Below are 23798 nucleotides of genomic sequence, written 5' to 3'. Positions count from 1 at the left end.
ATGCTATTATTAATATATATTTATAATTTTTTGCTAATTATGGGCAAAATCATCGAAAGATGACGGCGCAAAGCCATGAGTCTAAAGCAATCATGCCATGATCGTCAGGTTGCCATAAAGTTAATCTTTTAAAAGAAGATTAAAATTTTATGTAGAATTTTTATTTTATTAAAAATATGTTGGTAAATTAATAATTTATGTGAGAATTTTTATTGAGAATTTAAAAATAGATTTAAACTAATAAAAGTAATTTTATGTAAAATAAATATATAATTATATTTATACAAAAGCTTCATTAATTATGATTAACGCAGGTATTCTAGGGAGTCATTTCATGTTTAACACGCCAACTTCATCTTCTTATTTTTATAACAATAAAAATATAATTCTATCTCTACAAATATGGCAACTATAAGCGCTTACACCTCTAATTGCATTGAACTTATTTACTCAATAATAAAATATAAAAATAAAGGATGGTGAAAGTCGTTATCACTTTATTAGAATATACAAATATTTTAATATTTTCAAATAACGAAATACTTTATGAAATTAGTCGTACTAAATAAGAAACTAGATGGAGAAACTTTAGCTGTAGCATTATATAATACGAATGGTATCCTATACATGAATAAAGGCGTAATACTTAATGAAATTGCAATCAAAAAAATTCAAAAAATGGGCATAAATACTGTTTATGTAGAAGATGGCAGCGATGAATTTACACTTCAGCAAGTTATAGATCCATCTAAAAAAATAACTATTATAAGAAAATTAAATGAAAAGTTTAAAATTGCAAAAAAAGAAGCAGCAATTAAATACAGTGAAATTGAAAGCATCGCCAATGAATTAATTGAAAACATAAATTTATCCGAGAACGCCTTTCTTTTTAATAACATAGGAAAATTAGATGATAGCTTAAATCTAGAGATTCATTCAATTGATGTAGCTATACTAACATTAATGGTTGGAATAAATAAAAATTACAGCGGTTCTAAGCTATTAAACTTATGCATAAGTGCACTTCTTCATGATGTTGGCAAATTATTCAAGCCAGGTAAAGAGCATGTGAATGCAGGGTACAAGCTATTAAAAAAGACGAATGACTTTCCCTCCACAACTGCAATTGGTATACTTCATCATCATGAAAGAGTAGATGGTAAAGGTTATCCAGAAGGATTAGAAGAAGATAAAATATATGAATTTGGCAAGATTATATCAATATGTGATGAATATGCAAACTTAACATACGGAGAGAATGCATATTTTCCATTAGAAATTATTGAAAAAATAACTGCTGATACAAACCAAAAATATGATTTTACAATATATAAAGATTTTACTGCTTCAATATATTGTTATCCAAATGGCATTAGAGTTTCACTTACAAATGGCATTGAAGGAAAAGTAATTATGCAAAATAAGGGTTTTCCTCTTCGTCCAGTTATACAGGTAGTCATTAAATCCAAAAAATATTTTGTAAATCTATTATCGGAAAATAGCTTAGCAATAGATAAAATACTAATAGAATAATGCGAAGTAAAAGTATCTTAAAATATTGAATAAAATTAATAAATCTAAGATAAAAAACTTTAAAAACCTAAGAAGTTTCAATAACTCGCTAAAAAAATGCTTAAACAATTGAAACATCTAAGGTTTTTTTAAGTTTTCTACCTAAGATTTATAAAATTTTATTTAAACTATTTCTTCAATACTTTTACTTCTCATTACACGGTAGTTTAAGGAACATTTTCCTACGTACCTACGGAAAATTGCACTGCGATTTAAGTTTGTACCAGTTATTTTATGACATTTTAAATTAAATATTTATGCATTTTAAGATTAAGATTTATGTATTATTTACAAAAAAATCCTCCATAAATCTATGTTAATAATTAGCTTTTTTATTTGCTTTGGAGTTTCACCTATAGATCTCAAAATTCCAAAATGTTTTATTCCCTCCATAACTGATATATTAAAAGAATTATATATAAGTGCAGCACTAGATACCACTATTATGCTTACTAAAAATACTATAATCTTAACTATAAAATTATTTCTAAGTTCATTTGGACTTTGAAAATAAGATCTTAAATCTTCTATCCTTTATACCTAAAATATCCATTATTGCTTCAAGATAATTTTTGTCCACTGCTTTTTCACCCCCTCCAACAATATGAAGAAAAGTACTTTTGCCAGAACCACTTGGTCCTACAACTACTTCAAATTCTCCTTCATTTACGGTTAAATTTATATTTTTTAGAGCCTCTACTCTTGTATTTCCATTTTCATATCCTCCTATAGTCCAAATAAGCGGCAGCAAAAGACTATACTCTTAAAGTATTCCTTCAAAAATTTTAAACATAAACATTTCAACTCCAATCATTATAACTTCAATTATTATAATAATTCTTTTTTATTACTCTAGCATAAATTGTTCATTACAAAAAGTAATAAAAAGTTTTTATATTTAGCCTAATACAAAAAATATTTCAAAAACTTCCTCTTAAAATTCGTATATGCCATATAAAGTTATATTTTAAAATATAGCTTAAAAAATACATTTCAATATAGAAAACGTTTAAAACATGTTACAACTAAGCATAACAAGTTTCATAATGTCCGAAAAGTATTTTTTTTTATAAAATATTTGATAAATTAAAACTGTAAAGAGTAAACAAAATTTACTAGCAGCTGCTAAAATTTTTTAAAACGCATTATTAAAAATATAAACCTGTTAAATAATATTTATAAAAGAGGGATAATTATGAAAGAAAAAATATTAAACGGCATGCAAACATTTTCACGAGCAATTATTGTTCCAGTACTTTTTCTTCCAATCGTTGGTATAATAATTGCATTGTCATCAATTTTAAGCAATCCTGCAATTGTCGGTCATACTAACTTCTTAATAAACATAGGAAATTTTATTTCAAGTGGTTTATGGCCTATAATGAACAATCTTAGTTTAGTTCTTTGTGTTGGTATAACAATGGGGCTTGCAAGAGAAAAAAAAGCTGAATCAGCATTAATATCACTGCTTTCTTTTTTAGTATTTCTTGGGGCAGATAATCAATGGTTAAAACTCACAGGAAAGCTCGTAAAATATAAAGCCACTTCAGACTTATATGGGACTGGTCAAACCGTCATACTTGGTTTTCAAGTAATAGATATGGGTGTATTCTTAGGAATAATTTTAGGAATCCTAATAGCTATTATTCATAATAAATTTTGCAACACTGAATTTCCTGGTGCATTTTCGTTTTATGGCAACACACGATTTGTATTTATAGTACTAGTACCAATCCTTCTAGTTCTCGCTATAATTTTAAGTTACATTTGGCCTGTTATTGCAATTGCTATTAACAGTCTTACAAACTTTATTAATGTTTCTGGTTATATTGGAGTATTTATTTATGGTTTCCTCAACAGAGTCCTCATTCCAACAGGACTTCATCATCTAATATGGACTCCATTTTCTTACTCAAATATAGGTGGCACCTTAACAATTGGTGGCAAAACATACTATGGTGCCTATAATATATTCTTAGCGGAATTAGGTAACTCATCTTCCAAACTATTTGATCCATCTGCAAAATATCTTCAATATGGAATGGTCAAAATGTTTGGATTAATTGGTGCATCACTTGCCTTTTACAAAACTGCAAAACCACAAAATAAACAAAAAGTAAAAGCCCTACTTATACCTGCTGCTGCAACTTCTTTTCTTGTAGGAATTACTGAGCCTCTTGAATTTACATTTTTATTTGTAGCTCCTATCTTATGGGTGATATATTCTATATTTGATGGATTGTTTCAAACAGTAGCAGTAATCTTTGGAGCAAGATGCTATGCAGCTGGAGGAATGATAGACTTTTTAGCTTATAATCTTCCAGCAGGAATATCTAAAACGAGATATCCTGTATTTATACTTGTAGGTCTCATAGAAATCGTTGTTTTTTATTTTCTTTTTACTTTCTTAATAAAGAAAATGAATCTAAAAACTCCTGGTCGAGAAGATGCTACAGAAGACGTTAAACTTCACACAAAGGCTGATTATAAAGCTAAAATAAATAAATCTACTAAAAGCACAAATGAAAAAGGTGACGACATAGCCTTTACAATTGTTGAAGCATTAGGTGGTAAAACTAACATAGAAACTGTTAACAATTGTTTTTCAAGACTTAGAGTAGATGTCAAAGACCCAAGTATTATAAATGAAACTACATTGAAAAGCACAGGTGCTTCTGGAGTAATAAAAAATGGTAATAACATTCAAGTAATATATGGTCCTAAAGTAAGTAATATAAGAAATAAGGTAGACAAATACCTTGATAATAACTAAAAATTTCAGTCAGTATTCAGTTTTAATTATATAAAATTTTATTTTTAGAACTGTTATATATAAAAATAAGATAGAAAGAGGGAAATACTATGAAAAAATTTTCAGTAACAATAGCTGGCGGAGGAAGTACATTTACCGCTGGAATAGTCTTAATGCTTCTCGATAATTCAGAAAGATTTCCAATAAGGAAGCTGAAATTATACGATAACGATAAAGAGAGACAGGATATTGTAGCAGAAGCTTGCAAAATAATTCTAAAAGAAAAAGCTCCTGAAATTGAATTCAAGGCTACTACAGACCCTGAAGAAGCCTTTACTGATATAGACTTTGTAATGGCACATATAAGAGTTGGAAAATATGCTATGCGTGAACTTGACGAAAAGATACCGCTTAAATATGACGTAGTTGGACAAGAAACTTGTGGACCCGGAGGAATTGCTTATGGAATGAGATCTATCGGCGGAGTTATAGAAATACTTGATTATATGGAAAAATACTCTCAAAATGCTTGGATGCTTAACTACTCAAATCCAGCTGCAATAGTAGCAGAAGCAACTAGAAGATTAAGACCTAATTCAAAGATACTAAATATTTGTGATATGCCAGTTGGACTAGAAAATCGTATGGCTCAAATAGTAGGACTAAAAAGCCTTAAAGATCTTTATGTTCGCTACTATGGCTTAAACCATTTTGGTTGGTGGACAGATGTAAGGGACAAATCTGGTAACGATTTAATGCCTAAACTTAAAGAACATATTTCAAAATATGGATATGTTGTAAATAAGGAAGAACGTAAAAGTGATGAAGCTAGTTGGCTTGAAACTTATGAGAAAGCAAAAGATGTATATGCTCTTGATCCAGAAACAATCCCAAATACTTATTTAAAATACTATTTATATCCTGATTTTGTTGTAGAACATTCAAATAAAAACTACACAAGAGCTAATGAAGTAATGGATGGTAGAGAAAAATTCGTATTTAGTGAATGTAGAAAAATAGTTAAAGAAGGAACTTTTAAAAATTCAAAACTTGAAGTTGAAGACCATGCTTCATTCATCGTTGATCTTGCAACTGCAATAGCTTTTAATACAAAAGAAAGAATGCTTCTTATAGTTCCAAACAATGGCGCAATAGTAAATTTTGATAGCACAGCAATGGTTGAAATACCTTGTTTAGTCGGAAGTACTGGTCCTGAACCTCTTTCTGTTGGCAAAATACCTCAATTCCAAAAAGGACTCATGGAAGAACAGGTATCTGTTGAAAAATTAGTTGTAGATGCTTGGATTGAAGGCTCTTATTTAAAATTATGGCAAGCACTTACACTTTCAAAAATTGTTCCAAATGCAACCGTTGCAAAAAAAATATTAGATGATTTAATCGAGGCAAATAAAGATTACTGGCCAGAATTAAAATAATAAAATAATAATAAGGAGCTGTCCCAATATAGTAATTATCCACATGGCAGTTCCTTATTTTCAACACTCTTGTATAAAAAAAAATTATTTAATATACTTTATATAAGAGGTGAATTGAATCATGGCTAAAATTGATATAAGTAAAATAGTTTACAAAAACCATCTTACCAAAATAGAAGAAAACATATTAATATACATAATAAATAATATACAAATTGTTAAAAAAATTGGAGTAAGGGGAATCGCCAAAAAACATTATACAAGCACTTCAACTATAATGAATTTGTCTAAAAAATTAGGTTATTCAGGATTCTTAGATATGTACTACAATTTATTTTTCACTCTAAAAGCTAAAAATATTCCGCAAAATAATGATGTTACCAACGAATACTTCGGCATAAATGTAAATGAATTGCTATCACTAATAGACATCGACAATATAAACAAATTTGTAAACTTACTTGAAAAAAATAAGCATGAAATAATGTATACCTGTGGTCAAGGATTTTCTATACCAATAATAGAATACATAAATAAAAAATTACTTATATCTGGTTTCCGATGTATTTTAAGTGATGCATACGAAAATTACGATGTAAATGCACAAAATGCTAAATTATTAATTGTAGTTTCAAAATCCGGAGAAACTGATTTTATTATAAACGCTGCAAAACTTGCCAAAAAAAACAACATTAAAATAGTATCTTTTACAAATCAAACAAATAATACTTTAGCAAGCTTATCCTTTATTAATTTTAAAATATATGATAAGCACGTTATGGATGATAGAAATAAAATACCAAATTCTTTTTATCCTAATGTACTTATGTTATTTGAAGTTATATTTAGTCAATATTTAAAAAAAGCTAAAACAAATCCTAAAAATCAGAAATAATTTAGGTTAAAAATCAGGAGGGATTAAAATGTTCAGCAAATTAAAAAATATAATAACAAACAAAAAAAATGAAAAAATCACCAAATTTTTAGTACCAGTATCTGGTGAAATAATAAGTTTAGATACTGTAGATGATGACGTCTTCTCTCAACGCATGATGGGTGATGGTTTTGCAATAATACCTTCAGATGGAAATGTATTTTCTCCTTTCGATGGTATAGTGACAAGCATCTTTCCAACTAAACACGCAATTACAATTAAAAATAGTGATGGTATAGAAGTATTAATTCATTTTGGACTTGATACAGTTAACTTAAAAGGTGAAGGTTTCACCGCTCACGTCTCAAGTGAAGATAGAGTTAAGGCCGGAGATCTTATATTAAGCGTTGATATAGCCTCAATAAAAGATAAAGTAAAATCTTTAGTTGTTCCTATAATATTTTTAGATTTAAAAGAGAGAAATTTTACATATAATAAACAAAATGTAAATTGTAAAGACACAAATGCTGTATTTATAAAATAATTTATAAAAGATTTTAACAACAATATAGGTGTTAAAATCTTTTATTTAGGCTTCCTTAATTTTTTTTACTATGATTTTTTAAATACGATTTTGAATATCTTATCATACTGTTCTTCACTTTCAATTTTAAAACCAGCTTTTTTTCCTAGTCTTTTAAAATACTTTAAATCCTGCTCATTATTTTTTTTCATCACACCATATGATGTCTCAATTAGACCATTAGGTGTATCTATCTCAAGTTCTATGATAAATATATCCTTTTTACCATCATCATCCTTTGGAATAACCGCATCCCACAATACAAAACTCGAACCGCTTTTTATCACTCTGTATATTTCATTAAATACCTTTTTATGTTCATCTTTATCAATAAACATCATTGTAAAAAATGATGTTGCCACATCAAAACATTTATCCTCAAATTTTAGATCTGAAGCATCCATAATCATTTTCACCGGTCCTTCTGCTGCAGCATCAAGTTCATCTTGCCTTTTATCTATGGCTGTTACTCTTTTTCCATATAAACCGCCAATTACACCTTCACCGCCGCCGCCAATATCTAAAATTTTTTCTCCTTCTATATCCTTTTTCAAAATTAATTTTTGTTTTTTTACAATATCTATCCTATCTTTTCCGTTCAAATTATTCACCTCTCCAAAAATAAAAGCCGTTTTCCTTTTAAAAGAAAACAGCTTTTATAACAGACTTTTATCACCATTTTCTTATCTTCCAAATTACTTTGCAGGAATTAACACCGTGCATACAATAGTGAAACTAATTCAACTATTAACTTATACATCATAAAAATCTCTACCAATTCCATCCTTTTATAATGTATAATTTAAGTTTCACAATAATTTCTCTTTAATGCCGGTTGTCGGGTTTCACAGGGCCAGTCCCTCCACCACTCTTGATAAGATAATTTATAGTATTCTTATATGTTTAGTTAAATTATATAGCTAAATATACTCAATGTCAAGGATTGGCACTGCTCTATATTTAAAAGAAATAATATTATTGAAGAAGTGATTTAAATAAAATACATACTGTATAACTATATGTTCCAAGTAAAGTAATGGTGTTTCAAAATATTACTTCACCTGATTTTGCAACCAGTCTAAACTATCCATATAAAAGAAGCCTAAACCTAATAAATTGAAAGCTGATATAACTAAACAAATTATAAAATATATTAAAATTCCCACTATACTCCCTCTAAGCAAAACATATACAAGTGCAGGTATAATCCCTAAAAGTATATTGTATCCAAAAATTTTAAGCTTATATCCTTTAGAAAGCTTTGCACTTAAGCTAATAACTTCTAAAATTCCAAGTTTAGGATTATCAATCATAACGATAAATGCAAATATAAACATATAAGTAAGTATTACACCTGGAATTACAAGCAATATATAACCTACAATCAGTATTATTGTCATAAGTAAGCTTAATCCTATTGATTTTAATACCATATTCTTCTTAAAACAAACAAGTATATCTGAAAATACAATCTCATGTGTATCTTGATAATTTCTTGCTATATAATAAGTTCCCACACTCAGCGGTATACAAATTGCAAAAATCATTACCAAATATACAATTATGCAAAGTAAAACTTCACCTATAGAAAATCCAGATAGTATAGTTACACTGCCAGTTATTAATCCCGAAAAAAGGCATATAATGAAAAATACTAAGGATGGTATAAGCATAGCCAAAACAAACTTCGCTATATTACCTGCTCCGATAGAAATAACATTTGAAAGAACTTTGAATACTGATATTCTTTCTTTATACATAAAATCCTCCTAGATAAATAATTTATATAATATCACCTTATATGTATACTAGAATTTTCTTTACATAATGCTTTTTATAATTAATTTCCATAAAAAAAGACCTACCATTAAAAGATAGATCTAAATTTTTAATCTTTCAAAACACTATTGATTTTTGCAAATTTTATTATATCTGAAAATGATAATGTTACTCTATAATATCTATTCCAATCATTTTCATAAGATATTTAGCATTAGTGGTATCTGAACGTCCTTTTTTAAGTTTATAATCAAACTTTATTTTATTTCCCTCATAGCTTTCTGAGAAATGGTAATTTTTAATTCTGTTTTTATCATCATACTCAAGATTGCATAATTCAAAGTCATGAGTAGAAATAAGTCCAAATACCCATTTTTCATTGAGACTTTTAAGAACACTTTTTGCCCCTACTATCCTGTCATTCGAATTAGTACCACGGAATATCTCATCTATTAAGAAAATCATTGGATGCTTTGTTTTTATATTTTCTATCATCTTTTTCATTCTAATAAGTTCAACATAAAAAGTAGACATTCCCCTGTTTAAATCATCAGTTATTCTCATAGAGGTATATATATCAACAACAGAGCAAGTAAGCTTTTTGCCACATACCGGTGCTCCTGCATATGCAAGAACAAGATTAATTCCAACTGTTCTTAAAAAAGTAGTTTTTCCAGACATATTTGAACCAGTAATTATAAAAATACTATCTGTCATATCAACATCATTATATATCCTAGTTTTTTCATCGATTAATGGATGCCCAATTTCTTTTCCAGAAAACACTAGCTGTTCCTTTGAGAATTCTGGGAATGTAAGCTTTGAATTTAAATGAAACACAGCAGAAAGACTAGATAAACTCTCAAACTCTCCTATTACATCAAGCCACTCTCTTATGTATTTTCCATATTTAGATTTCCAATTTTCAAATTCAAAAAGTCTATGGTAATCCCAAAAAAATATAACGCTCAATATTACATATCCAATTATATTGCTTGTGTATTCAATTCTTTCAACTATAGAGGTAAGCTCTTTAAGAATTGTATTAGCACTTTTTCCATCAAATATGAGTTTTTCTTTGAGCTCCTTTAAATATGAGCTTTTAAATTCCTCATTTTCTATTAGCTTCAAAATATTAAAATAGGATTCTAAATCGTTTTTTCTTTTATATATCGGTCCTAATACTGGAGATATCTTAGCATATCCAATTCCATTTATGAGAAGATGAATTGTAAAAAACAATCCTATATAACCATAATATCTATCTAATTTATAATAAACAATAATAATAGACGTTATTATTGTTATAACTGGAACCACCCATGATATTATTTTAGCTATAGGGCTAGAAAAAGCCCTTTTTAAATTTTCAACATAATCTAATAGCTGCGTTGGATTCTCAACTGTGTTTTTATTTATAATACCTTCGCCTTCAATTTTTTGGGTAAAATCAAGTTTTTCTCCAAGCTCTCTTACAGCTTCCTGTCTTTCTTTTATTTTATTAATATCCTTATCAGGATTTTTCAAGATTGCTATTAATTTTTCTCTACCAAAGAAGGTTTTTGTAGTATTTATAAGCTGAAAAAGAGACTTTTCACCTAGTATATCAAGGTCAGTAAGATATGGTTTTTCCTCATCGACCTTGTCAATGCCACAGTCCTCAAATGAAGTCCATGTACCATCAAGCCTTTTTAAGTACTTTTCATTAACCTCTATCATGTTTTTTATTCTTAAAAGATTATAAGATATTTTACTGTGAATACTTAATAAATATATAAATAATATGTAAGATAGTACTGTTCCGAAAATCATAAATATAGATAGACTTTTTATGACAAGGTATGTAAAGCATGCTGCAAGTATAAAAGCTGCAAATCTAAGTAAACTTATTAATCCATAACTTTTTTTATTCTTAGCTTCCTCGCTCTTAAAATGATCTATACGTTTTAAAAATTCATCTTTCATTTCCATAAAAATATTGTCCTTTCTGCTCCTCATAATTATATAGAACATTATAACATACAAAATAAATAATATTAGAAGTATTCACAAATATTTCAAAAAAATTAACACCAGTAAGCTTACTGATGTTAACTTCGCAATTACAGACTTATATTAATTTTTCCCTGTAAAATATTCTACTTATTTTCGGCGTGAGGAAGCTGACTTATATCAAGGTTCTCACCAATCCAGCTTAAAAATTTTTTAATTTCATTGCCGTTTGCACTAAAATATTTAATATTTTTTATTCTTTCTTCACTTATTATTCCAACGCTTCTCAACAATTCAAGATGATGTGATATTGTTGGAGTTGTTAAATTTACTATTTCAGAAATTTGTTTACCATACATTGGTTCCTTCATTAAAAGTTTCAATATTTCAAAACGTGTACTATCAGAAATAACCTTAAGTACTTGAAACATTTTATCAACTTTGACTTCTGCACTTTCTATCATCTTATATGCTAAAACCTGAATATCACTCATATACCTTACATACCTTCCAATTAAAAAATATGATGGTATAAATATGTATTCTTCATATGGATCTTTTCTTCTAAAATTTCTACCCATTATGTTTTGAGATATTTCAATAGGTTCATTTGATTTTAACTCATTTTCCAATTTTATGAATTCGTTTTTATAGCTGTCATATAAATTATCCATAAGCTTATTAAATTCATCTGTATAAAATTCTAAAGTGCACTTTAAAATCATATCCAAAAACTCTTGCCTATTATTAACTATAAATTTAAAGCAATCCAAATCATCACATAAATATTTGTATCCGTAAAAAAATTCTTCTAGATTTCTGTCATTTTTTAAAACCTTTTTGATTTTTTCCTCGTTTATTTCAAGTCCCCAAAAATTATAAAAAAATGATTCTTTTGTAGTATTCTTTACGCTTTCTATGTATTTTTCAACGTCATCAAACTCTCTATTTAAATATAAAAACTCAAAAATTCCATATCCACCATCTTTAAGAGACTTTATTAAAACTTCTAAATTTTTATATTTGCTTGTCACTTCGTCCACAAATGTTTTTCCATATACTTTTTGGACTAAACCCTTACATTCTTCATCCTTATTAAAGATACTTAAAGTTATACTTATAAGTTCTATTACCATAGATTTCTTTAAATATACTTTAGGTGCTTTTTCCTCAAAATTGTTCATAATACCATCCTTTTAACACTAAGTATTTAATACTTATCCATAATTAGCTTTGCCTCATTATGTTATAATTATAGCATAGTTTTTTAATAATATAGCAGAAAATTTAGTTATTGTTTAATAAAATCATTATCAAAGGCTGTATTATCAATAACAGACGGAAATTAATCCTATAATTGAAATTCCAGAAAATGAAATATATGATAACATAAAAAATCACCACATAATTAAAATTAAAGAATTTATTGATACTATGAATGACAAATTATAAACTTTAATATTTTAAAATGTTAAAACTTATAATTTGCTACTTATACTATAACTCCTCAAATTACTAAAAATATTAAGAAAGTTCATGTGAGTTTTTTTATTTCACACGAACTTTCTTAATATGTCAATTTAGCTAAAAATTAAATATTAATTAATATTAAAATGTGCATGTCAAATATATCTAAAGTTACATTGCATCATCTAAATCGTTTAAATCTCTTCCGGTAACGTCTTCAGAAACATAAGAACTAAAGAAGGTGCTTAAAGAAAAAATAATCAGCATTATAGCAACTGGAATCCAACTACCTGACATTGCTGATACCCAACTAGCTGCAATTAAGGGACCAAAACCAGTAGCTATAACTCCTGCTACTTCTTTAGCAAGTGAAACCAAAGTAACTCTATTTTTTGATCCAAATAATTCGCTTAGCATTACATTTTCCAAAGCAAATATTCCTTGACAGCCAACATTCAAACCGATTACCAGTGCAATAGTCAGTAAAACAACATTTTTTGAATTAATCAACATCATCATTGGGATTGAATAAACTGCCATTGCCAATGACAAAATCATATATATTTTTCTTCTTCCAAATTTATCGCCAAGATATCCAACCACAGGAATAGTTATAAAAGATACTAAGGATGAAATAATATTTGCATCTGTTGCAATTGTTTTTTGCATCAAAAGGACAGTAACAACAAAACCAGCTAAATATGTTTGTAAAATACCGCTATTTCCAGCTTGTCCAAAACGTAATCCTAGTGCAACTAAAAAACTCTTTTTTCCTTTTCTATCAGCCTCAACTGATTTGCCATTCTTCCCTATTTCCTGTCTTTCTTCTAAAAGCAGCTTTTTCTTCTCTGCCATAACCGGACTTTCTTTAACGAAAATTCTAATTAAAATTGCTGCAATCATAACAATAAAAGATGCAAAGAATGGAATTCTCCATCCCCACGCAAATAAATCCTTTTCATTAATATTCGTCAAAATGACAGTCCAAATTAAATTTGCTAATAATGTCCCAGATGAAGTTCCTAAACAAACTAAACTACCAATTAAACCTCTATTTTTCACTTTTGAAAATTCAGCAACCATAACACCGGCACCACTTATTTCTGCTCCAGCACCTAAACCCTGGAAAATTCTTAGTATAACTAATCCAATTGGAGCTAATATACCAACTTTTTGATAAGTAGGCAGGAAACCTATGAGTGTTGATGTAAGACCCATAAGAGTTATAGTAATAAAAAGAACTGCTCTACGGCCTACTTTATCACCAATTCTTCCAAATATATATGCTCCGACTAACCTAGCAATATATCCAGCTCCATATGTTCCCATCGACATTATTAAACCTATGGCAGGACTTGCATTTGGAAAAAATACCTTATTAAAAACAATAGCAGCTGCAAGAGAATACAACTGAAAATCCATGAATTCCATTGCTGTTCCAAGCCAGCCACTTGCAGCAACTTTAACCAATTCTTTTGTTTCAATTTCATAAGTATCATTACCATTTTTCTGCATTTTTAATACACCTTCCTTACTATTTACAAAAATTAACTTTATCTTCCCGCACTTAACCTTAGATGTTTATAAACAAAAAGCAATTTTAACTAATCATCAAAAGTAAGAATCATTTTTTTAACCTCTTCAGGGTGTTCATTAATAAAATCAAAAGCTTGTTGAATTTGATCAAATTTAAATCTATGCGTAATTAATCCATCATTTTTTAACATTCCAGATTCCATTAAACGAATGACATTAGCAAATTGATATGCTTGTAGTCTAGTGCCAACAACAGTTAATTGATTTTTAGTAATAGGAAGTTGAGGAATTTGTGATGCTCTTTCAGAAAATCCCAAAACAACAATTGTACCAGCTGGTGATATCAAATCAAAGCTAACTTCAAATGTCTTTGTAGATCCAACTGCATCAATAACTTTATTTACGCCTTCACCATTTGTCCAATCTTTAACTGCTTCTTTAATATCTTCCTTAGCAATATTGACAACTCTATCTGCTCCATTTTCTTTAGCAAATTTTAACTTATCCTCAACAACATCTGTTATCATTACGGATGCACCCTTTATCTTAGCCAATTTAAGTATGCATACCCCTATAGGGCCTGCTCCTTGAATAAGTACAGTATCTCCGACACCAACATTACCACGAGCTGTTGAATTAGCACCAATCGTATATGGTTCAGTTAATACTGCAGTATCCCAATCCAAATCCTTATTCATTACATGACATTGTTTTTCAGATACTGTGAAATATTCTCGCATGCCACCATCCTCATGAACACCAAATACAGATAGATCCTTACATACATTAGGCATACCATGACGGCACGCGTAACATTTTCCACAATAGTTAATTGGTTCAATTACAACATGATCACCAACATTAAGATTTTTTACATCGCTGCCTATTTCAACAACTTCACCAACAACTTCATGTCCCATAACTCTTGGTAGTACAGCTAATGGATTTTCACCATGATATAGATGAACATCAGACCCACAAATGCCAACTCTCTTTGTTTTTATCAAAACATCATCTGATTTTATAACTTTAGGTATCTCAACTTCTTCCACCCTAAGATCGTCTTTCCCATAAACTCTTGCAATTTTCATAACTTTTTCCTCCTATTTTTGTGTTAATTTCGTAAAATTTTATTTATTAATAAAGCCAAATTAATAATTTTAACTTAGAAACTTTATTAAAAATCTGTTGTAATAAAAAACGTCAATATCTAGTAAACATTTGATATTTTAAATATGACCTTAAACTTTTGTACTAGAAAACGTTTTTATGCATATTAAAAAATAAAAAACTGTTTTAAATGCATTTGTTAATTAATTTAATTTGTGTTATATTAAGCCTTGAAAACATTTTATATTAGACATTTCATACATAATTTGTTATATTCGGATGGTAGTCCTTATAATAGCAAATTGTGAAATGTCTTTTTTTATTTAAATAAATTAATTTATTTACTCGTTTTTTTAATTGCTTCCCACAATCCATTTAAGTATGCTACTCCAAGAGCTCTGTCGTACAAACCGTATCCTGGTCTTGCTTTTTCTCCCCATAACATTCTTCCATGGTCAGGTCTTATATAGCCTTCAAAGCCTACGTCATGATATGCCTTCATTATTTCAAACATATCGAAGTCTCCATCGCTTGAAAGGTGAGATACCTCGTGGAAATGTCTTTCGCCTACAAATTTTATGTTTCTAACATGACCGAAGTGTATTCTTCCCATAGCACCAAAGTGTCTTATAATTTCAGGAATGTTATTCTTTCTTTCACATCCAAGTGCACCACTGCATAGACAAAGTCCGTTGTATGGGCTGTCCACAAGCTTAACTATCCTATCTAAGTTTTCCTTTGAATGTACTATTCTTGGAAGTTCAAATATTCCCCATGCAGGGTCATCTGGATGAACTGCCATTTTAACGTCGTATTTTTCGCAAGTAGGTATTATTCCTTCAAGAAAATACTTGTAGTTTTCAAATAATTTTTCTTCATGTACATCTTTATAAAGTTCAACAACTCTTTTTAATTCCTTAAGTCTTTCAGGTTCCCAACCAGGAAGTGTAAAGCCATTAGAATTTTTTGTTGTAGCTTCTACTAATTTTACTGGGTCCATTCCCCTTAATTTAGCATCATCATAATCCATAGCTTCAGAACCATCAGGAAGCTTCATTGCAAGGTCTGTCCTAAGCCAATCAAATACAGGCATGAAGTTATAGCATATAACCTTTACTCCAGCTTTTGATAAGTTTTTGATTGTTTCTTTGTAATTTTCTATATATTTATCTCTTGAAGGTAAGCCAAGCTTTATGTCTTCGTGTACATTTACGCTCTCTATAACTTCAAGCTCTAATCCATGAGCTTCTATGTTCTTCTTGTACTCCATTATTGTATCAAGTGGCCATAATTCTCCTGCTGGAATATCTGATAAAAAGCCTACAACTCCTGTAACTCCTGGTATTTGACGTATTTGGTCAAGTGTGACGCTGTCATCATTTTCACCGAACCATCTAAATGTCATTTTCATAAAAACACCTCTTTCTTCATTATTTTAAATATTTATTTAGTGTATTTCTTACTGCCTTTGGTCCTACAAGCATTTCTTCAAAGTAATTTTCAACTTTCTCGCCAAGACCTATTTCATAGAGATCTGATCCAAAGATGGCTTTATTTGAAAGTATAGGTTTTAAGGAACCTTTGATGTATTTTTTGCCTAGTTCTACTTCTGATAAATATTCTTTTAAACTTTCTAGAAGTGGGTCAGAGCTAATTTCAAAAATTTTACCATCGTCATCTACTCCAAGAAGGTATCGTAACCAGCCTGCAATAACAAGTGGTATATATTTAAGTGACGTTACATCCAAATCTGATCTCTTTACATATTCCTTAATTGTTTCTCCGAATCTTATACCAACCTTTTGTGAGGTATCTGTGGCAATTCTTTGAGGAGTATCAGGAATAAATGGGTTTGGAAGTCTTACTTCTATAACCTCTTTTATAAAATCCTTAGGGTTAAGTATCTTAGGGTCTATAACTACAGGCATACCTTCTTCATAGCCTATTTTGTTTACAAGTGCTGATAAGCAGTCATCTTTCATTTCATCAGCAATAAGAGTATATCCAAGTACGCAGCCGAAAACTGCCAAAGATGTATGAAGAGGGTTAAGGCATGTGCAAACCTTCATTCTTTCAACTCTTTCAACGGTTTCTCTGTTTGTGAAATATACTCCAGCATCCTCAAGAGCAGGTCTTCCATTTGGAAAACTATCTTCAACAACTAAGTATTGCGGTCCTTCAGCATTTACAAAAGGTGCTATATAAGTATGTTTGCTTGTTATAATAGGAGATAAATTAGTAAGGCCAAGCTTAGTTAATTTTTCTTCTACTATATCAGAAGGTCTTGGGGTAATCTTGTCTATCATGCTCCAAGGGAAGGTTACTTTAGTAGTATCGTTTAAATAGTCAACAAACTCCTTCTCGACAAGCTTGTTTTCAGCCCATTTAGTTGCTATTGTGTTTATTGAAGCATATAATTTTTCTCCATTGTGAGAGCAGTTATCCATACTAACTACTGCAAGTGGAAGTTTTCCAGCCTTAAATCTAGTGTACAAAAGAGAAGTAACCTTTGACATAACGTTATTTGGCTTAGCTGGTCCATTTTTTATATCCTGTGCTACTTCAGCTGAGAAATCTCCAGATAAACTCTTTAAGTTATATCCTTTTTCAGTTATAGTAAAGCTTATCATTTTAAGTGAAGGATTTTCGAATATCGAATTTAATCTAGCCCAATTTTCTTTTCTTTCAGTATCTGCTGCAATGCTTTCTCCTATACTTGCAATTACTGCATTCTTTAATTTTCCGTTGGGTTCCATAATCACCTGTAAGCTTAAGTTATTAAATGGTGTATATATTTTGTCTATGATTTCATAGTCATAAGTTTCAACAGCAACAATTCCAGATTTTTCTTTTCCTGAATTTAAAAGTGTTTGTTCTAGTGCAGCTATAAAACCTCTGAAAATATTACCTGAACCAAAATGCACCCAAGCTGGATTTGCTTTAGTTTCCTTAGCCATGTTTTCATAAGAGAATTTAGGAAGTTCAATATCTGCACTTTTCCATGCTTCTTTATCTTTAATGCCTTTACTACTTAAATTTAACATAATAAAATTACCTCCTCATAAATTAATGTTTTTAGTAAACCATTTCATTTAAAATACACCAATAATAATTAATAGCATATAATTTGTAGTTGTGTTAAAATTAAAACGATTATTATTTATTGAAAGAGGAGATGTTATTTTTATATACTTTTGCAGAAGTATTTTAACACCCCTCTTTTAAACCAATTATTATTTAAAATACTCAGGATAGTTTTCTTTTATTTTCTTTAAATTGTAGTTAACCATTGTTAGATGGTTTTTCATAATTTCATCAGCAGCCTCAGGCTTTTTATTCTTTATTAAATCGATGAGAGCTGAGTGCTGAGAAGTTATATCATCAACTTTTAAATTAGAAGCCAGCGTCAGCATACGAATACGTTGAAAATCCATTTCAACCTGGCAAATCGTATTCCAGGTTCTTAACTTATTGCAGCCTTCAAAGATAGTCCTATGAAAATCTTCATCAGCTTTAAAAGCTCCTATATAATCCTTATTTTTGATGCACATCTTTTGAACTTTTACACTCATTTCAAGAGATATTAGCTTCTTTTCCGAAAAATCTGTTGTGCAAGCTAGTTTAACTACGGCTCTTTCCATATGCTCACGTAAAAATCTTGCTTCCTCTACTTGAGAAAGATCAATTAATGAAACAAATGTACCCTTTTGAGGATAGATATCAAGGAGACCCTCTTGAGAAAGAAGTAAAAATGCTTCTCTAACAGGAGTTCTGCTTACATCAAACTTTTCTGAGATACCCTTTTCAGAAATGCTAAGACCTGGTTTTAAATTTAATTTTATAATCTCTTCTTTCAAAATTTGATATAATTTTTTGCTTGTTAATTTTTTTCCCGTTTCAAAAATCATCTATTAACTCTCCTTTTGGCTTACCATACAACCATACTTGTATGGTAGATATAAATAATTATAGCATATAATACGATAAATTCAATATATTTTTATGATTTTAATTTATATTAATTCTTAGTACAATAATCTACAGCCTAAGATAGCTTAAAATATATAAGTATTTTGTTATTTTTTGCCAACATTTAGATGAATATCCTAATGCTTAAAAAGTTATAATATTTACTGCTTGCGGTATTCTGCAAGCTACTAACAATAAGTTAATAGTAAAGGAAGATTTTCCTCTCACAGAAAATCCTCCTTGCCTTTTAGTACTGAAACTAGTAAAATTCATATATACCAAAATACCCTAAATATCGAATTTTGATATACATGAACTTTAAGTTTCACATTAATATATCTTTAGTAACATAATAACTTAAATAGAATTTATTAATTTTATTTATTTTTTTAAGACACTATGTTACTTCGCATTGTCTTTATAAACCTTGTTGTCCTATCTTTTAAATTCATTACCATAGTATGAGTTATAGCTTGATTATTATTAAAAATTACACCATCCAAAAATTCACATTTAGTAATTCCTGTAGCAGAAAAATATATATCTTCACCTTTAACAAGATTATCTAAGGTAAGTACCTTGTTAATGTCTTTAATTCCCATTTTCAAACATCTATTTATCTCTTCAGTAGTATATGGTTTTAGTCTACACTGCATATCTCCACCTAAACATTTTATTGCCGCAGCAGCTATTACTCCTTCTGGTGCCCCTCCTGTTCCTATAAATATATCCACACCTAAACTTTCCAGTCCACATGTTAAAATAGCTTCTACATCACCTTCGCCAAATACTTTTACCTTTGCACCTATTCTTCTAGCAGCTTCAATTATATAGTTATGTCTATCTCTATCTTGAAGCAGTACTGTAAGTTCTCTTACATCCTTACCTAGCTCTTTTGCAGTGTTTATCATATTTTCCATTGGAGATTTTCCTATATCTATTGCGCCTTTTGCACCTCTACCTACTGCTATCTTTTCCATGTACATGTCTGGAGCATGAAGAAGAGTCCCCTTTGTTCCCATAGCCACAACAGCTATTCCATGAGACAATCCTTTTGCTATTAAGGTAGTACCATCTACTGGATCTACAGCTATATCCATCTCTGGCATATCCATTTCCCATTTTCCTACCTTCTGTCCTATATAAAGCATTGGTGCTTCATCCAGCTCACCTTCTCCAATTACCACAGTTCCCCTTATAGGCATAGAGGCAAATGCATCATTCATACCATCTACTGCTGCACCATCTGCTTCATTTTTATCTCCTCTACCAACAAGCTTTGCCGATCTAATTGCCGCCGCTTCAGTAACCTTGGCAAGACCAATAATCATATCACCGTCCATTTTCTCACCCCCAATTCTTTATCACACAAATTAAAAAGATTGCGAACTAACAGTATCTTGAGATGTTAAATGAAAACTATAAATCTAAGGCGATGATTGTCAAAATTCTAAGAAGTTTCAATAACTCGCCTGTGGCTCAAACAAATTGAAGCTTCTAAGCCTTTTAACAATCATTGCCTAAGATTTATTAGCTTTCATTTAAATCATCTCTTCAATACTGTTACTTCGCTAAACCGGAAATGCAAGGTAAATTTTTCTACGGTTGCCTACGAAAAATACTCTATAATCACTGTTAATCAATAAATGAGTGGACAAGTTCACACCAAAAATTCCGTAGGTACGGAGGAATTTTTTCCTTGCACTACCGTGGAAGTGAAGTAACAATGCTGAAGGAATGATTTTAAAAAAATTCTAATAAATTTTTCAGCCTTAGATTTATAGAATTTTTTAACATGACGAAGCATTGTTACTTCACACTTAAAAGCTTTGCGCAATTCCTTTAAATATAAACATAACTGCAACTGCTCCTGAATCTGGTCTTCCAAGGGACTTTTCTCCATAGTATGCAGCTCTTCCATGAACTGATTTTATTTGTTTTGTATTTTCGACACCCTGTTTTGCTGCTTCATAAGCTTTTTCAAAAGCTGCTTTTGCAGCTTGGTTTTCTTCTGCTGCCTTTTCAAGTGCTCTTACTGCTGGATCTAAAGCATCAAGCATTGTCTTTTGTCCTACTTTAGCCTTTCCCCTTTCCATAACTCCATTTACAGCGGCCCTTCCCATTTTTGAAGCAGTTAAAAGATCTACTTCTGCTTTTCCTTTTGCTTCTTTAGCTGCTTTTAGAAAACATATCGATATTAAAGTTCCCATAGTAGATGGCACAGTTGAGTTCATTTTCATTCCAAGCTTCATCATTACCGTACCTATATCATCTGAATCTACATTATTAACTTCATCATACATAGTTTTAAATCCGGTTGACATTGTTAATCCAAGATCTCCATCGCCCATAGCACCATCAAGTTCTATAAGATACTCTTTTTCTTCATTCATGACCTTAGTTATTTCTCCAAGTATTTTTTTCAAAAATTCTTTATTCATTTTTCACCCTCCAATTAATTATGCTATAGATAGACAACGTGAAACTTGAAAATTATAAGTTCCAGCTTTATCCTGACAAACTGGAAGTTGATTCAGAGCACAGAGTACAAAGTACAGAGTACAGTAAAGGTAGATTTACCTTTCGTTACTCTCAGGTAAATCTTAGAACTTAATAGTGTCAGCTGCGCTGAACACTATATTTTAAGCGCTTTGCGTGTATTAAGTTTAAGATTTTTTGTAGCAACAGCGGAGAAAAATCATCCTTCACTGTACTCTGTCCTCTGTACTTTGTACTCTGAGTTAAATTCCAGTTTAACAGGATTAATTTGGCATTAGTCATTTTAACCTTTCAAGTTAATAAGTCTAATATTATACAAGTAATTTAAATCTATTCTTGTTTAAAAAATGGTGAATAAGCTTCAAAATCTAGCATTTCCTTTAGCTCGTCATCTAGTTTCAGAAGAGTTAATGACATACCTGCCATCTCCATTGAAGTAGCAAATTCTCCTATATAATTTCTGTATATTTTTATACCATTTTTATTTAATATCTCATAAGCTTTTCTATATGCAATATAAAGTTCTTCAAGTGGAGTCGCTCCAAGTCCATTAACAAGAACTGAAACTTCATCTCCTTCTTCAAATGGTAAATCTTCAATTATCTTATTTAACATGATTTCTACAATTTCATCATTAGTTCTAAGTTTTGTTCTTTCAATTCCTGGCTCTCCATGTATACCCATACCTATTTCCATTTCATCATCAGCAATAGCAAATGTAGGTTTTCCCGCTTCTGGAACTGTGCATGGACTTAAAGCAACTCCCATAGTTCTTGTGTTATTCACAGTTTTCTGAGCAATTCTTTTAACTTCATCAAGTGAATACATTTTTTCTGCTGCTGCTCCTGCTGTCTTATATGCATAGAAAAGTCCTGCAACTCCTCTTCTTCTATCTTCCTCACCCTTTGGTGCTGATGCAACATCATCTGTAACCAAAACTTCTTCAACTCTTATATCATCCATTGAAGCAAGATCTGCTGCCATTCCAAAATTCATTATGTCTCCACCGTATCTTCCATATAAGTGAAGAATTCCAGCTCCATTATCTATAGCTTTGTCCACTTCGTACATAGCTTCAGCACTTGGTGATGCAAAAACATTTCCAACAGTTACCCCATCAGCAAGCCCATAGCCAACATATCCAAGGAAGGTTGGAAGATGTCCTGAACCTCCACCTGTAGCAATTGCAACCTTACCAGGCCTCTTTTCATCCGCTCTAACTATACATCTGAAGTTATTATTAACCATTTTTAAACTTTCTGAATGTGCAAGGATAATTCCCTCTATAGTTTCCCTTGAAAAATCCTCTGCCTTATTCATTAATTTCTTCATAGTAATTCACCTCTCTTATCCTTTTAATTTAATTTCTGAAGGATATTCCCATCTTTGAAGTTCTTCTGGTGCAAATGAAGCTGGTTCTTTCCCTCCATTTATTGTAAGTGACCTATAATAAACCTCTGCTAACTCTTCTACATAGTGAGCTTTTAATAGTGCTTCTTCAGGATCTTTATCTACAGCTACTACTCCATGCTTTTCAAGAAGTATTGTATCTGCTCTTTTTATAGGTTCTATAACGCTGTCAGAAAGAGCTCTTGTTCCTGGTCTTCCATATGGTGCTACAGGTATTACAGCATCTTTAAGTCCAAGATTTGCACACTCATATATTATTGCTGGTATTGGCTTGTTAAGAACTGCAAAAGCTGTTGCAAAACGTGAATGTGTATGAGCAACTGCAAATATGTCATCTCTTGTTTTATAAAGTTCAAGATGCATTAAAACCTCACTTGTAGGTCTTAAACCTGTAACGTTTTCAATTACATTTGCATCTAAATCCATAACGCATATATCATGGTAAGTTAATATTTCTCTGTCTACACCTGTAGGAGTTACAACAACATACCCCGTTTCTTTATCTCTTATACTGAAGTTACCTGATCTATGTTTGCATAATCCAGATCTATCAGCCTCTTTAGCTATTTTAACAACTTCTTTTTTTAATTCTTCTAACATTAATATCACTCCATTCATATATTTTCATCTCTTATTACTTTTTGTTTTTGCCTGTTGCTTAAACAGTGCTCGCTTTGGGTTCTAGAAGGATAATGGGCTCCGCCCAAACCCCGCGATTTTCATCTCTTATTACTTTTTGTTCTTGCCTGTTGCTTAAACAGTGCTCGCTTTGGGTTCTAGAAGGATAATGGGCTCCGCCCAAACCCCGCGATTTTCATC

General features: G+C 30.4%; 20 protein-coding genes and 2 riboswitches. Of the genes, 5 read left to right on the top strand and 15 right to left on the bottom strand.

The features are described 5' to 3' along the window. Positions 1–32: 32 nt before the first annotated feature. Positions 33–117, top strand: a riboswitch (cyclic di-GMP riboswitch). 429 nt (positions 118–546) lie between these two features. Further along, the gene (locus LQK79_RS02290) at positions 547–1533 is read left to right on the top strand and encodes an HD-GYP domain-containing protein (protein WP_084756853.1); all 987 of its coding nucleotides are present in this window, start codon (positions 547–549) and stop codon (positions 1531–1533) included. 327 nt (positions 1534–1860) lie between these two features. On the opposite strand, the gene LQK79_RS21150 is transcribed toward LQK79_RS02290, so the two are convergent. Both LQK79_RS21150 and LQK79_RS02285 read right to left on the bottom strand, forming a co-directional pair. After that, a complete protein-coding gene (locus LQK79_RS21150) occupies positions 1861–2019 on the bottom strand; it encodes an FtsX-like permease family protein (RefSeq protein ID WP_407928505.1) in 159 nt (52 codons plus the stop codon). A 46-nt stretch (positions 2020–2065) separates the two neighbouring features. Next, complete coding sequence (locus LQK79_RS02285; RefSeq protein ID WP_407928499.1) at positions 2066–2323, bottom strand: ATP-binding cassette domain-containing protein; 258 nt, start codon at positions 2321–2323, stop codon at positions 2066–2068. Positions 2324–2767: 444 nt separating this feature from the next. Here LQK79_RS02285 and LQK79_RS02280 point away from each other — a divergent pair, with 444 nt between their 5' ends. The 4 genes from LQK79_RS02280 (at position 2768) to LQK79_RS02265 (ending at position 7178) form a co-directional block, all read left to right on the top strand. Continuing rightward, positions 2768–4345 (top strand): PTS transporter subunit EIIC, encoded by a 1578-nt coding sequence (locus LQK79_RS02280; RefSeq protein ID WP_231015366.1) that lies wholly within the window; start codon positions 2768–2770, stop codon positions 4343–4345. A gap of 89 nt (positions 4346–4434) precedes the next feature. Then, complete coding sequence (locus LQK79_RS02275; RefSeq protein WP_231015365.1) at positions 4435–5760, top strand: 6-phospho-alpha-glucosidase; 1326 nt, start codon at positions 4435–4437, stop codon at positions 5758–5760. A gap of 121 nt (positions 5761–5881) precedes the next feature. After that, complete coding sequence (locus LQK79_RS02270; RefSeq protein WP_231015363.1) at positions 5882–6655, top strand: MurR/RpiR family transcriptional regulator; 774 nt, start codon at positions 5882–5884, stop codon at positions 6653–6655. A 28-nt stretch (positions 6656–6683) separates the two neighbouring features. After that, positions 6684–7178: a PTS sugar transporter subunit IIA gene (locus LQK79_RS02265; RefSeq protein WP_231015362.1), complete on the top strand. Its 495-nt coding sequence runs from the start codon at positions 6684–6686 to the stop codon at positions 7176–7178. Positions 7179–7246: 68 nt separating this feature from the next. On the opposite strand, the gene LQK79_RS02260 is transcribed toward LQK79_RS02265, so the two are convergent. From LQK79_RS02260 to LQK79_RS02200, 13 genes are all read right to left on the bottom strand, one after another. Further along, entirely contained in the window at positions 7247–7819 is a 573-nt protein-coding gene (locus LQK79_RS02260; protein WP_231015360.1) for a class I SAM-dependent methyltransferase, read from the bottom strand. 78 nt (positions 7820–7897) lie between these two features. Then, positions 7898–8098, bottom strand: a riboswitch (SAM riboswitch). 171 nt (positions 8099–8269) lie between these two features. After that, positions 8270–8977, bottom strand: coding sequence for a DUF975 family protein (locus LQK79_RS02255; protein WP_053241145.1), 708 nt, complete (start codon positions 8975–8977; stop codon positions 8270–8272). Between the two features lie 187 nt (positions 8978–9164). After that, positions 9165–10967 carry a MutS family DNA mismatch repair protein gene (locus tag LQK79_RS02250; protein WP_407928498.1) on the bottom strand — a complete coding sequence of 601 codons (1803 nt, stop codon included), beginning with the start codon at positions 10965–10967 and terminating at the stop codon, positions 9165–9167. A 167-nt stretch (positions 10968–11134) separates the two neighbouring features. Beyond that, entirely contained in the window at positions 11135–12172 is a 1038-nt protein-coding gene (locus LQK79_RS02245) for an ArsR/SmtB family transcription factor (protein ID WP_053241144.1), read from the bottom strand. A 454-nt stretch (positions 12173–12626) separates the two neighbouring features. Beyond that, complete coding sequence (locus LQK79_RS02240; protein WP_231015357.1) at positions 12627–13970, bottom strand: MFS transporter; 1344 nt, start codon at positions 13968–13970, stop codon at positions 12627–12629. Between the two features lie 89 nt (positions 13971–14059). Then, positions 14060–15082 (bottom strand): zinc-binding alcohol dehydrogenase family protein, encoded by a 1023-nt coding sequence (locus LQK79_RS02235; RefSeq protein WP_231015356.1) that lies wholly within the window; start codon positions 15080–15082, stop codon positions 14060–14062. A gap of 356 nt (positions 15083–15438) precedes the next feature. Beyond that, a complete protein-coding gene (gene uxuA / locus LQK79_RS02230) occupies positions 15439–16512 on the bottom strand; it encodes a mannonate dehydratase (RefSeq protein ID WP_231015355.1) in 1074 nt (357 codons plus the stop codon). A gap of 19 nt (positions 16513–16531) precedes the next feature. Beyond that, entirely contained in the window at positions 16532–18145 is a 1614-nt protein-coding gene (locus LQK79_RS02225; protein ID WP_231015354.1) for a mannitol dehydrogenase family protein, read from the bottom strand. Positions 18146–18334: 189 nt separating this feature from the next. After that, on the bottom strand, positions 18335–19009 hold the full coding sequence (locus tag LQK79_RS02220) for a GntR family transcriptional regulator (protein ID WP_231015352.1): 675 nt from the start codon (positions 19007–19009) through the stop codon (positions 18335–18337). A 450-nt stretch (positions 19010–19459) separates the two neighbouring features. After that, positions 19460–20413: a class II fructose-bisphosphatase gene (gene glpX / locus LQK79_RS02215; protein WP_231015351.1), complete on the bottom strand. Its 954-nt coding sequence runs from the start codon at positions 20411–20413 to the stop codon at positions 19460–19462. Between the two features lie 477 nt (positions 20414–20890). Next, on the bottom strand, positions 20891–21511 hold the full coding sequence (dhaL, locus tag LQK79_RS02210) for a dihydroxyacetone kinase subunit DhaL (RefSeq protein WP_053241138.1): 621 nt from the start codon (positions 21509–21511) through the stop codon (positions 20891–20893). A gap of 388 nt (positions 21512–21899) precedes the next feature. Continuing rightward, a complete protein-coding gene (locus LQK79_RS02205; protein ID WP_231015348.1) occupies positions 21900–22901 on the bottom strand; it encodes a dihydroxyacetone kinase subunit DhaK in 1002 nt (333 codons plus the stop codon). A gap of 15 nt (positions 22902–22916) precedes the next feature. Then, on the bottom strand, positions 22917–23579 hold the full coding sequence (locus LQK79_RS02200; protein ID WP_231015347.1) for a class II aldolase/adducin family protein: 663 nt from the start codon (positions 23577–23579) through the stop codon (positions 22917–22919). Positions 23580–23798: the final 219 nt, after the last annotated feature.

It is taken from the genome of Clostridium guangxiense (genome assembly GCF_021043395.1).
Classification (GTDB): domain Bacteria; phylum Bacillota; class Clostridia; order Clostridiales; family Clostridiaceae; genus Clostridium_S; species Clostridium_S guangxiense.
The sequence above is the reverse complement of the archived record's forward strand: the minus strand, read 5'-3'. Positions and strand labels throughout refer to the sequence as shown.

Coding starts and splice junctions, on each gene's coding strand:
- LQK79_RS02225 (WP_231015354.1), bottom strand. CDS start 18,145: ATGTTAAATTTAAGTAGTAAAGGCATTAAAGATAAAGAAGCATGGAAA.
- LQK79_RS02250 (WP_407928498.1), bottom strand. CDS start 10,967: ATGGAAATGAAAGATGAATTTTTAAAACGTATAGATCATTTTAAGAGC.
- LQK79_RS02275 (WP_231015365.1), top strand. CDS start 4,435: ATGAAAAAATTTTCAGTAACAATAGCTGGCGGAGGAAGTACATTTACC.
- LQK79_RS02270 (WP_231015363.1), top strand. CDS start 5,882: ATGGCTAAAATTGATATAAGTAAAATAGTTTACAAAAACCATCTTACC.
- LQK79_RS02255 (WP_053241145.1), bottom strand. CDS start 8,977: ATGTATAAAGAAAGAATATCAGTATTCAAAGTTCTTTCAAATGTTATT.
- LQK79_RS02220 (WP_231015352.1), bottom strand. CDS start 19,009: ATGATTTTTGAAACGGGAAAAAAATTAACAAGCAAAAAATTATATCAA.
- LQK79_RS02280 (WP_231015366.1), top strand. CDS start 2,768: ATGAAAGAAAAAATATTAAACGGCATGCAAACATTTTCACGAGCAATT.
- LQK79_RS02205 (WP_231015348.1), bottom strand. CDS start 22,901: ATGAAGAAATTAATGAATAAGGCAGAGGATTTTTCAAGGGAAACTATA.
- LQK79_RS02290 (WP_084756853.1), top strand. CDS start 547: ATGAAATTAGTCGTACTAAATAAGAAACTAGATGGAGAAACTTTAGCT.
- LQK79_RS02200 (WP_231015347.1), bottom strand. CDS start 23,579: ATGTTAGAAGAATTAAAAAAAGAAGTTGTTAAAATAGCTAAAGAGGCT.
- glpX (WP_231015351.1), bottom strand. CDS start 20,413: ATGGACGGTGATATGATTATTGGTCTTGCCAAGGTTACTGAAGCGGCG.
- LQK79_RS02240 (WP_231015357.1), bottom strand. CDS start 13,970: ATGCAGAAAAATGGTAATGATACTTATGAAATTGAAACAAAAGAATTG.
- dhaL (WP_053241138.1), bottom strand. CDS start 21,511: ATGAATAAAGAATTTTTGAAAAAAATACTTGGAGAAATAACTAAGGTC.
- LQK79_RS02235 (WP_231015356.1), bottom strand. CDS start 15,082: ATGAAAATTGCAAGAGTTTATGGGAAAGACGATCTTAGGGTGGAAGAA.
- LQK79_RS02245 (WP_053241144.1), bottom strand. CDS start 12,172: ATGAACAATTTTGAGGAAAAAGCACCTAAAGTATATTTAAAGAAATCT.
- uxuA (WP_231015355.1), bottom strand. CDS start 16,512: ATGAAAATGACATTTAGATGGTTCGGTGAAAATGATGACAGCGTCACA.
- LQK79_RS02265 (WP_231015362.1), top strand. CDS start 6,684: ATGTTCAGCAAATTAAAAAATATAATAACAAACAAAAAAAATGAAAAA.